This window comes from Paenibacillus sp. FSL P4-0184 (assembly GCF_038004625.1).
Taxonomy (GTDB): Bacteria; Bacillota; Bacilli; order Paenibacillales; family Paenibacillaceae; genus Paenibacillus_AQ.
On the sequence record NZ_JBBORN010000001.1, the window covers coordinates 4,300,691 to 4,312,521 of the forward strand.

The following is an 11,831-nucleotide window of genomic DNA, read 5'->3' on the forward strand; positions in this document are numbered from 1 at the left end:
GGTGATAAACTGTAATTATTATTTATAAAAAAGGTTCTGCGTGACATCACAGAAATTACACCTGTATAAACATTGAATAAGCATAAACGTCTTCGGCGTCCTTATAAGGACGGTAAGCGTTTAAGCGAGAAATATAAGGATAATGTGAAGCTTTTACTTTCTTATATTTTAAAAATGAGTCTGATTTCGTATTCTTGAATGGGTTATATTCAAAGCATGATTAGATGGTAACAGTGGAGGTGGAGATTCAGTGAGAGCGGAACAGGTTAGAATCGAGAAAGAGACATTAAGTGAAACGGCATCGCTGCTTTTCCAGTTGCGTGGATTAATGCATCGCTGGGGTGATGAAAGCTCTGAACGTATATATGAAGATTTACAACATAAAGAGGGTGGGAATGAGCTGACCCTTGCTTTTTGCGGACATTTTTCGGCAGGAAAATCCAGTATGATCAATCTTCTTTGCGGCAGTTCAGTGTTGCCTTCTGGACCTGTGCCGACTAGTGCGAATATTGTCTCTATTCGCAGTGGAGTTCCACGAGTGCTTATTTATCCTAGAGTTGAAGGAAGTAAAAATGATCCTGCTCCTATAGAGACAACTCCAGAAAGATTACAAGAATACTGTCGAAATGGTGGTGAATATTCCGCAATTGAAGTGTGGAATGAGATACCACTGCTAGGCAAGGATGGCGTACTATTGGATACACCTGGTGTAGATTCGACGGATGATGGTCATCAGGCGGCCACCCGGTCTGCGCTGCATTTAGCTGATGTCGTATTTTATGTAATGGATTATAACCATGTACAGTCAGAGAATAATTTGGCCTTTGCTAAAAATCTTAGTGACTGGGGTAAACCTTTGTATCTGATTGTTAATCAGATCGACAAGCACAGGGAACAAGAGATTTCCATTGAGGAATATAAACGTCAACTTGAAAATGCTTTTGAACAATGGGGGATTCATTGTGCGGGAATTCTATTCACCTCTCTCAAAAAGAAAGAGCATCCTCTTAATCATTGGGATCATCTACTCAGCCTTATAACCGAACTGTTGGAACAAAAGGAGCAGCTGCTTCAATATAGCTTGTCTCGTTCCATTCATCATACAGCGGATTCTTCTCTAACTGCATTCCGTGAAGATCAGCAGGAGGAAAGAGCTGCTCTTCTTGAAGAACTAGAAGGTACGAATGCTGAGACAGTGACGAATGAACTGAAGTCACTCGAAGAAGAGAAGGAACGACTTGAGGCGTTGCCTCAGCAGTCACGAGCGAGTTTGCGAACTGGCCTAGACACCTTACTTAATAATGCTAATCTAATGCCTGCAGATGTAAGAGAGGCGTCGGGAAGCTATATGGAAAGTGCTAGCCCTACGTTTCGATTAGGGTTATTCTCTACGGCTGCACGGCGGGAGAAGGAACAAAGTAAACGATTGGCAGTCTGGCAAGGACTGTTGACCCGAGAGGTTTCTGCTCAGCTGGAATGGCATTTGATTCAGCTGGTACGTGATTGGGCGGAGAATCTCGGGCTGTGGGAGGAGGAGGCGGAGACGACTCTGAAGCAAGGATTCCCGGCGGTGAGCCAGGAGTGGCTGGCGGCTGCAGTTAAGCCGGGAACGGGGTATAGCGGCGAGGCGCTGCTCAATTTCTGCCGCACACTTGCGGCTGATATTAAGAGCCAGTTCCGCCGTGCCGCGTTAGCGGTGAGCGATGAGCTGTTAGCGAAGCTGCCGCCGCTCATGGAGGAGCAGCGTGCCGAACTCCAGCGCCGCGAACTGGCTCTTGCGCGGCAGGCGCGCGCCATTGAGGCGCTAGCCGCGCTAGACCGCGCGGCAGCTGCCCGCGCGCACGAGCTCGCGGCGCTTCTGCCGCCGCGCCGGCCCCTCACCCCCGGCATCCTGCCGGAGGTGAGGGTAACCCCGCGAGCGGCTGCGCAGAGCGCCGCACCGCGGGAGGTCCAGCCGCCGCAAAACGTCGCGGCTGGAAGTGCCGCCGCCGCAAATTGGGCGGCGGGAACGGCTTCGCCGGCGGGCGGCCGCCGCCGGCTATCGGCAGCCGCTGACGCGCTAGCGGCTGCGGCAGAGCTGCTGCGCCGCGAGCCAGCGATGGCATCGGCGGCGCGGAGTCTGGCCGCACGGGCGGAGGATCTCGCCGGCGGCCGCTTTACCCTCGCGCTGTTCGGTGCATTCAGCGCGGGTAAGTCCTCCTTCGCCAACGCTTTGCTCGGCGAAGAAGTGCTGCCCGTGTCTCCACATCCTGCCACGGCTGCGGTCAACCGCATATTGGCGCCGGAAGGTGACTTCCGCCATGCCAGCGCGGTTGTCACAATGAAGACGATGGCAGATTTCTGGGATGACATCTGCCATTCCTTCAGTGTGCTGCAACTAGGAGAACCACAGCAAAACTCATGGACAACAGTTCTAGCAAGCTTACCTGCAAGGGGAGTTCATCCCTCTGCGTTGCCACATGCTGGATTTCTAAGGGCAGCAGCGGCTGGCTGGGCAGAAGCTGAGCCCTTGCTGGGAACGGTGCGAACGGTTGATTTAGAAGAATACCGAGGCCTTGTAGCGGAGGAGACCCGAGCCTGTTTTGTGCAAGGGATTGATTTGTATTATGCCTGTCCATTGACCGAAAGCGGAATTGTACTCGTGGATACACCAGGAGCCGACTCATTGCATGCTCGTCATACAGGCGTAACCTTTAATTACATGAAAAACGCAGACGCGATTTGTTTTGTTACCTATTACAACCACGCCTTTTCAAAAGCAGATCGAGGTCTGCTTGCGCAGCTAGGCCGAATTAAAGATAGCTTTGCACTTGATAAAATGTTCTTTATTATCAACGCTTCTGATCTTGCTTCAGGCGAAGATGAATTGGAAGAGGTACGAGAACATGTTGCTCAAAATTTACGTGCAGGCGGCTTACGCTCGCCGAGAATTTATGCACTCTCTAGCTTGCTTGCTCTGGAAGGCAAAACCCAGCATGATTATGCACGCTATGAGGCTTCCCGTTTCCATCATTTTGAGCAAGCCTTATCAAGCTTTGCGGGAGATGAACTTCCTCAGCTTTCACTTAACGCAGCTGCAGAGAGCATCGCATCTGTTCGCCGCAGGGCGGAAGAGTGGCAGAATCTCGCTTCTATGGCGGCAAACGAGCGTGAAGCAGGATTAAAAGAAATGCAAGAACGTCGTCAGCTAGCTATGAAGAGACTTTCCCTATTGGAGACCGAAGAACGTCCTAGCAGAGATCTTGTTCATGAAGGTGAGGAACTGATCTATCATGTCTGTCAACGAATTAGCTTCTCCTTCACCAGAAATTTTCAGGAATCTTTCCACCCCTCATTATTACGTGAGGACGCAGGAAATTTAAAAGCTATCTTCGCTGCGTGTGGTGCAGAGCTGATGCGTACCACTAAACGTGAATTGGAGCAAGAGCTGTGGGCGACAACGCTGCGACTAGAAAGTACCGGGCGTAGACTTGTTCATGAAGCGGCTGAAGCGGCTGCTACTGAGCTGTTTTTCTCTACTCAAGAGTTTCATCTGATGGAGAATGAAGAAGCAGCATGGCCTTCTCCTAGTGAGCTGGAATGCCAGCTTCAGTCCGTGGAATGGCCAACCTTATGGGGACATTTCAAATCCCCTCGCTATTTCTTTGAAGGCGCTGGCCGGGAGCAAGTCAAAGGTGCAGCTGAGCCTCTTGTGAAAGAAGCTGTTAATGTTGCGGCGGCAGAGCAGAAGAAAAAATTGCTTGCGCATTATGTTGATTGCATAGCCAGAGAATTAAAGGTTGCTGCAGAACGCCTACAAGAAGGGTTAGCGGAGCAAGAGAAAGCGATGTTAGATCTCCTTAAAGGGGGTGAATCCGCAGATCATTGGGGTCAATTAGGTCACCAATTATCTCTCTTGGAACAATCTTTCGTTGATAGATTAGACAAAAATCTTTGAAATTTGTAGGAAATTGTCGAAGAACACTTGCAATCTGGCGTATGATGGATGAAAATAAAGAAGCCTGAAAATATACAATGAAACTGTTTTGTTTTCAGAAATTTATGGAAACGAGATAGTCAATTTGCCGAAAGAGGTTGAAATCGACAATGTGGGGAGCTCCTTTTTCAGCTCAAAGCCGCAAGCTGCTGCTACTGGGCAGCGGGGAACTGGGTAAGGAAGTCATAATCGAAGCTCAACGTCTTGGCGTAGAGACCGTAGCTGTAGACCGTTATAGCGATGCACCAGCGATGGGTGTAGCTCATCGTTCACATGTTATTGATATGCTGGATGCAGAGGCGCTTAAAACGCTTATTCGCTCAGAAAAACCGGATGTTATTGTTCCGGAGATTGAAGCAATCGCTACTCATGCTCTTCAAGAGCTTGAAGAGGAAGGTTTCTTCGTTGTTCCGACCGCACGAGCGGCTCGTCTGACCATGGACAGAGAAGGCATTCGCCGACTTGCTGCTGAAGAACTTGGATTGCCAACAGCGGATTATCGTTTTGCAGATAGTCTGGAAGAACTGCATCAAGCCGTTGCAGAACTAGGCACTCCTTGTGTCATCAAGCCGATTATGAGTTCTTCCGGTAAAGGTCAGAGTGTTTGCAAAAGGCCGGAGGATGCAGAAGAATGCTGGAACACTGCTTTGGATGGAGCGAGAGCTAAAGGGACTCGTGTTATTGTAGAGGCATTCGTTACCTTTGAAAGCGAGATTACACTTTTAACGGTGCGGTCCGTGTCTGGCACGATATTTTGTCCACCTATTGGGCATATTCAGAAGGACGGGGATTATGTCGAATCATGGCAGCCTCACTTTATGAAGGCGGAACTTCTGGATGAAGCTCAGTCTATTGCTAAGGCAGTAACCGATCAGCTCGGAGGTTTTGGTATTTTTGGAGTGGAGCTTTTCTTGACGGATCGAGGCGTATTGTTTAGTGAAGTGTCCCCTAGACCTCATGATACGGGGATGGTAACGATGGCAACGCAGGATTTATCTCAATTTGCAGTGCATGTCAGAGCTATTCTTGGTTTTCCAGTCCAGTCAGTACAATTACTGACACCAGGTGCCTCAGCTACGCTGAAGGCTGAAGGAGAAGGACGAGCTTTTGTTGTGACCGGAATTGGTGAAGCTTTGGAACTACCTAGGACTCAGGTTCGGGTGTTTGGTAAACCAGAAGTCCGTCCAGGGCGGCGGATGGCTGTAGCGTTAAGTGCGGCGGAAAATGTGGAAATCGCGCGGACGGTAGCCAAGCAGGCAGCGTCTATGCTAAAAGTGGAGGTAAATGAGGATGAACAGTAGTACCATGGCACCTGTACTGGAAATTCGCAAATGCGGCTTGAATGATCTGGAGAGAGTGACAGCGCTTCTGCGTGAATTCGGCTATCCAACAACGCTTAGCGTGATGAAAGAGAGACTTGAAAGCATGGAGAATAACCATCTCCAATGCACGCTTGTTGCAGAACTAAACAATGAAGTTGTGGGAATGGTCGGTCTTAGACAGGTAATCTCGTATTACAAACAGACAGATTGTATCACTGAGATTACTGCACTTATCGTATCAGAAGAACTCAGAGGAAACGGACTCGGTAAAAGACTTGTGGCCGCAGCTGAAGAATGGGCACGTGAGCAAGGTTGCTGTCAGCTCTTCTTGAGAAGTGGTAACCGCGTAGAACGCGCACCGGCACATGCTTTTTATCGTCATCTAGGTTTCGAAAAGACAGCAGGCTATCGCTTTAACAAAGCGTTGCTATAATACTTATAGGTTCCGATCATCCCCATCCCAGCTACGGCGGGATGGTTTTTTTTTGCTCAAAATCTATTTAAATAACTTAACCATAGATGGAATAGTTTGAATCATATAGAATGAATTTTATGACAGTTAAATAAATCGTGTCCAAAGAGGGATGAGAAATGTACAAGTTAATACTTGCTGAAGATGAAGAAGATGTAAGGGAAGGGGTCATCAGTCAGATTGATTGGGAGCACTATGGCTTCGAAATTGTAGAACAGGCGGAGAATGGACGAGAGGCAGCGGATGCGATAGATCGTTTGCTCCCGGATGTAGTTGTGACTGATATTCAAATGCCTTTTATGAACGGGCTGCAGCTGGCGGAATGGATTCGCGAGCGGCATCCTAATACCAAGATCATTATTCTGACAGGGTATGATGAATTTGAATATGCACAGAAGGCGATTAAACTGCAAATCGATGAGTATATTTTGAAACCGTTTTCTTCACAGGAGTTGATTGATGTTCTGCTAAAGGTCAGAGCCACTATAGAGGCTGAAATTGCAGAGAAGGAGAATGTTTTTGTACTCAGCGAGCATTATCGGAAAAGTCTGCCTGTGCTGCGTGAGCAGTTTTTATCTTCTCTCGTTTCACGCAAGTTACGAATGAATGAAATAGACGAGAAAAGTTCGGAATACGGAATAGATCTACATGGAAAATGGTTCCAAGCCTCGGTAATTAGTGTGGATTATATTCGTCCAGAACGGGAAACAGTTAGCCTTACCGCAGGTAAGCAAATTTCTTTGCGAGATACGGGAGAGAGAAATTTACAGCTCTTCGCAGTGCTGAATATTGCAGAAGAATTATGTAATAAGCATAATTTTGGCAGGGTGTTTATCCATCGTGACGAGGTAGTGCTTCTTTCCATTTGTGATGCAGGAGAAGAAACTGAAATTACGGGGAAAACTTTTGAAATTCTAGAAGAAATCCGCCACAATGTGCAGCGGTTTCTTAAGCTAACGGTAACCGCTGGTTCTGGAACGGTTTGTCACTCGCCTGCTATGTTATTTAACTCCTTTGGAGATGCCATGCAAGCGTTAGATTATCGTCTCATTCTTGGCAATAACAGAGTCATTTGGATCGAGGATGTGGAGTCACGTTCGAATACACTCTTGGCCTATGATGAATTGACCCAGCAGTCCTTAATCCGAACGATTAAGATGGGAACCGTACAGGAGCTTAAGGAGGTCGTGGAGGAGTTATTTGGCGGATTGAATGCTGAGCAGGTATCTACTCAGGATTATCAGATTTTTTTGCTGGAGATTATTACATCCATCCTGCGTGTAGCCAAAGAGTCCGGTAGTGATGCTGCTAAGTTCGTTGGATCTGGCATTTCCTCATTAACTGAGATGAATAAATTCAATAGTATGAGTGAAGCCAAGCAATGGATTATTACGATCTGCAGCCGGCTAATGGACTCTATTGCCTTAGAACGCCAATCTAGCTATAAGCTGCTCATTGATGAAGCTAAAGATTACATCCGTAGCCATTATGAGGAATCGGATATTTCTATCGGAAAGGTCTGTCAGCATTTACATATCAGTACGGGTTATTTTAGCAGTATTTTTAAGAAGGAAATGAAGATGACTTTCGTTAGTTATCTCTTGCAAATCCGATTAGAGGCAGCAAAGGAACTTTTACGCTCCACGGAACTGAAGGCTTTTGAAATCGCCGAGAAAATTGGCTTTGCTGATCCTAACTATTTCAGCTTTTGCTTCCGTAAAAAATATGGTCAGTCTCCCAAAGAGTATAAAAATAGCTCCAGAGGAGGGTAGTTATGCGGCAAGAAAAGCCCTATTCTTTTCGACTGCGGCCGCAGCATCCAACAGGGGGAAAACGTCGATTGTCCTCTAAGCTGCGTAGTATTCAAGTAACGATTACGCTCACTTTTACATCCGTTGCCGTTCTTGTAGCCGTCGTTGTCAGCCTTATGCTGTATAACAAGTTTGCGAAGACAGCAGAAGAGAATGCCAATATGAATATGCAGCAGATTATTGAGCAAGTGAACTACAATTTGGAGCTTTATGTAAAAGGAATGCGAAATATTTTTGAAACTGCAGAAGATCAAATTACGAATAGTCCCTCCGTGGACTCCGCTTTACTGATGGAAAGAATGGCCATGTTAATGGGAAGTAGAGAGGATCTGGTTTCTGCTGCGGTTTTTACTCCTCAGGGGAAATACGTCGTGGGTACAGCAGGACAGAAGTTGCGCAGCAACACACAGTTAGAAACCCAGAGCTGGTTTACAACGGCCAAAAGAACATCTGAGATCTCCTATTCAGCGCCCCATATTCAGAACTTGTTTAAAGGTCAATATATTTGGGTTGTGTCGATCAGTAAACTCATTCAATATCAGGAAAATGGAGTCCTAAAAACGGGTATCCTCCTGATGGATTTTAACTTTCGCACCATAGACGAGCTGAGTAAGCAGGTTAAGCTTGGTAAAAGAGGATACGCTTACATCCTCGATCAGTTAGGCAACATCGTGTATCATCCGCAGCAGCAGCTTATTTATGCTGGTTTAAAGTATGAGAATGTGGAGCCGGTATTGGAATATGCTTATCGTAGCTATTTGGATGAGTCTACAGGTGAAAAACGATTTATTACAGTACGTACGTTAGAACAGACCGGGTGGAAAATAGTAGGTGTTGCCTATTATGACGAAATCGTGACCACCAAGCGTGATCTGAACACCTTTTTATCCTGGTTCTTAGCGGTAGTTATTTTATGTGTAATTATCGTATCTGTCGTTTTGTCTGCGCGAATTGCCCGCCCGATCCGTAAGCTGGAACGGACACTTCAGCAGGTAGGAGAAGGGGATCTTAATACTCGAATCGATGTGAGTGGCGCCTATGAGGTAGAACAGTTGTCTAAACGCTTTAACCTCATGCTACAGCGTATTCGTCAATTGATGGATCAAATTATTTATGAACAAGAGACGAAACGTAAGGGTGAGCTTGAAGTGCTGCAATCCCAGATTAATCCACACTTTTTGTACAATACTTTGAACTCTGTGATCCGGCTTGCTGAGCGTGGTAAGACGGAGGAGGTCGTTACAATGATTCAATCTTTATCTAAGTTTTTCCGAATTAGTCTAAGCAAAGGGAATAATATGATTACCGTGCAGGAAGAGCTTGATCATATTCGTCATTATCTCGTCATTCAGAGCTTTCGTTTTAAAAATAAATTCCGCTACGAGATCATTGCACAAGATGAAGTACTGCAGTGTCAGACGATTAAGCTGATTTTGCAGCCGATTGTAGAGAATGCCTTGTATCACGGAATAGAAATGATGCCTGATGAAGGCTTTATCTCTATCCAAGCAGAACTGAAGGACAATCTTGTCATTATAAGGATTAGTGATAATGGATTAGGAATGTCCAAGGAGACTATGAAGGTTATTTTGACAGGCGGCAGTAAGAGTATGAGTGGTTCCGGGGTAGGCGTAAGAAATGTGAACGAGCGTATTGAGCTGTACTATGGCCGTGAATATGGACTTTCTTTTGAAAGTGAAATTGAAGAAGGCACTACGGTTACCCTTATCTTCCCGGCACTAGCAAAAGGCGAAGGCAATGAAGGGCTTAAGGAGGATGAGACATCGTCATGAAAACCTTTCGTTTTTGGCTAACCTTGTTAATGTGTGCGGTGTTATGGACTACAGTTACCTCTTGTTTTAATTCAGCGCCCAATTACATCAATACAAATAAGACCCGTAATATTCATCTTATTGTGAAAATGAACAGGGGCGATTACTGGAATACGGTTAAATTGGGAGCAGAAGCTGCAGCGCAGGAATTCAACGTCAAACTAACCTTCAAAGCTCCGGACTCCGAGAGTGACATTACAGAACAGGTGAAAATGGTGCAGGACTCCATAAAAGAAAAAGCAGACGTGATTATTTTAGCTGCAAGTAGTTACATGGGGCTTGCTCAGGTTGTAGATCAGGCGGCTTATTCCAAAATTCCTGTCATATCCGTAGATGCGGAAGTAGGTTCAGCAAGAGTAAGGACATATATTGGTTCGAACGGCTATGAGGCGGGTCAAAAATCTGCTGAACGATTGATCAAGCTGTTAAAAGGATACGGAGAGGTTGGTATTATTAACTTCACCAATTCAACGCAGAGTGAGAAGCTGGAGTCTTCTAACGGCATTGAGTATGGTGCAAGAGACGCGGAGGAGCGGGAAAAGGGTTTTTTAAATTACACTGCACGTTATCCGAATATACAAGTGGTTGAGATTTCATACACGACCTCCAGTATTAAGGATGCAGAAGATCTTACACAACTGATGCTGCTGAAGCATCCGAATCTTCGGGGAATCGCGAGCCTGAATGAGACTGCTTCACAAGGTGCAGCAATGGCTATCCAAAGTCGGGGGCTGCAAAATATAAAAATGGTAGCCTTTGATAGCTCTCCTTCCATGATGGAATTGCTGCAGGACGGTACTGTTCAAGCAACAGTGATCCAAAATCCTTTTAGCAACGGGTATTTAGCAGTAAAACATGCCGTAGAAGTGATCGAAGGAATCGATGTACCAGAACGTGTCGATACAGGAACAAAGCTAATTGATTTGGACAATATGCTGTGGCCTGAGAATCAAAAGCTGTTATTTCCATTTGTTAGATAGGAGCTGTTTAAAATAGGCACCGAAGGCGTTTATGCTTATACGTTTCGTGTAACGGATACCATCCTTGAATGGGGCGGTATTCGTTTTTTATTTTAGAATATAAGAAAGTATAAATTTTTAATGAAAATCATCCTTATATTTCTTCTTGGGTTCATTAGAATTTTTATAATAATGAGTAGGATTTTATATTCGCAAGCGTTTTCAGGTAAGGCATAATATGAATGTACCCGAGACGATCAGGGGCAAACAAAAAAAGAAGTATAAATAGGAGGTCAATGAATAATGAAAAAAATCACTTCCGTTCTATTAGCTAGTGCTTTGCTGGGTGCTGCTCTGACAGGCTGTGGTGGCAACAACAAAACTACAGATAGTGCTACAGACAAGGCAACTAACGCTCCAAAGACTGAGAACTCGGGCACTACAACAGAAACGCCTAAAGTTGGGGTCGCCATTTACAAATTTGACGATACTTTTATGACAGGTGTTCGTAACGCTATCGATAGTGCTGCTAAAGGCATCGCTACAGTAGATATCGTAGATAGCCAAAATTCACAACCCACACAAAATGACAAGGTTGACTTATTCATCACTAAAAAATATAACGGGATGCTGATTAACCCAGTTGACCGTACAGCTGCTGGCGTCATTATCGAAAAAGCCAAAACAGCAAACATTCCAGTGGTATTCCTTAACCGCGAACCGCTTCCTGAAGATATGAAGAAATGGGATAAAGTTTATTATGTAGGTGCGAAAGCAGAAGAGTCCGGTACAATGTCCGGCCAACTGATTGTTGACTACTGGAAAGCACATCCTGAAGCGGATAAGAACGGCGACGGTGTACTCCAATATGTAATGCTGAAAGGTGAACCAGGTCACCAAGATGCTGAGCTTCGTACTACTTACTCTATTCAAGCTATCGAAGATGCCGGAATCAAGGTAGAGAAACTGGCTGAAGATACAGCAATGTGGGATCGCGTAAAAGGACAAGAAAAAATGGCTGCATTCCTTGGCTCCCACGGCGACAAAATTGAAGCTGTTCTTGCTAACAACGATGATATGGCCCTCGGTGCAATCGAAGCTCTGAAAGCTTCTGGCTACTTTACGGGTGACAAATTCATGCCGGTAGTAGGTGTGGATGCAACTGCTCCTGCGATTCAAGCGCTGGAAGATGGAACAATGCTCGGTACGGTGCTGAATGATGCGAACAACCAAGGTAAGGCTGCCATCACAGTTGCTGCTCTGCTTGCTAAAGGCGAAACGCCTTCGAAAGATAATGTAGGCTTTGATATCACTGACAACCAATACGTATGGATTTCCTACAAAAAGATTACGAAAGACAACATAGCTGACGCTAAGTAATTAACCTCGGCTACAGAGTTAATCATGATCATATGACAGCACGGGGAGCGGATAACCGCTCCTCGGTATTTCTTTTAGG

7 protein-coding genes are annotated in these 11,831 nt (G+C 45.7%); all 7 read left to right on the forward strand.

The annotated features are described in order from the left end of the window. The first annotated feature begins 250 nt into the window (after window positions 1–250). The 7 genes from MKY52_RS18880 to MKY52_RS18910 all read left to right on the forward strand — a co-directional run bounded on the left by MKY52_RS18880 (window position 251) and on the right by MKY52_RS18910 (window position 11,752). Window positions 251–3,937: a dynamin family protein gene (locus MKY52_RS18880; protein WP_341052794.1), complete on the forward strand. Its 3,687-nt coding sequence runs from the start codon at window positions 251–253 to the stop codon at window positions 3,935–3,937. A gap of 149 nt (window positions 3,938–4,086) precedes the next feature. Then, window positions 4,087–5,277 carry a formate-dependent phosphoribosylglycinamide formyltransferase gene (purT, locus tag MKY52_RS18885; RefSeq protein ID WP_339271732.1) on the forward strand — a complete coding sequence of 397 codons (1,191 nt, stop codon included), beginning with the start codon at window positions 4,087–4,089 and terminating at the stop codon, window positions 5,275–5,277. Then, window positions 5,267–5,731 carry a GNAT family N-acetyltransferase gene (locus MKY52_RS18890; RefSeq protein ID WP_231573317.1) on the forward strand — a complete coding sequence of 155 codons (465 nt, stop codon included), beginning with the start codon at window positions 5,267–5,269 and terminating at the stop codon, window positions 5,729–5,731. The genes purT and MKY52_RS18890 overlap by 11 nt, the downstream gene beginning before the upstream one ends. A gap of 158 nt (window positions 5,732–5,889) precedes the next feature. Next, window positions 5,890–7,542 carry a response regulator gene (locus tag MKY52_RS18895; protein WP_339266128.1) on the forward strand — a complete coding sequence of 551 codons (1,653 nt, stop codon included), beginning with the start codon at window positions 5,890–5,892 and terminating at the stop codon, window positions 7,540–7,542. Window positions 7,543–7,544: 2 nt separating this feature from the next. Continuing rightward, entirely contained in the window at window positions 7,545–9,374 is a 1,830-nt protein-coding gene (locus MKY52_RS18900) for a sensor histidine kinase (RefSeq protein WP_341052796.1), read from the forward strand. Next, window positions 9,371–10,393 (forward strand): substrate-binding domain-containing protein, encoded by a 1,023-nt coding sequence (locus MKY52_RS18905; protein WP_076284597.1) that lies wholly within the window; start codon window positions 9,371–9,373, stop codon window positions 10,391–10,393. The genes MKY52_RS18900 and MKY52_RS18905 overlap by 4 nt, the downstream gene beginning before the upstream one ends. 282 nt (window positions 10,394–10,675) lie before the next feature. Further along, window positions 10,676–11,752, forward strand: coding sequence for a galactose ABC transporter substrate-binding protein (locus tag MKY52_RS18910; protein WP_143764073.1), 1,077 nt, complete (start codon window positions 10,676–10,678; stop codon window positions 11,750–11,752). The last annotated feature ends 79 nt before the right edge of the window (window positions 11,753–11,831 follow it).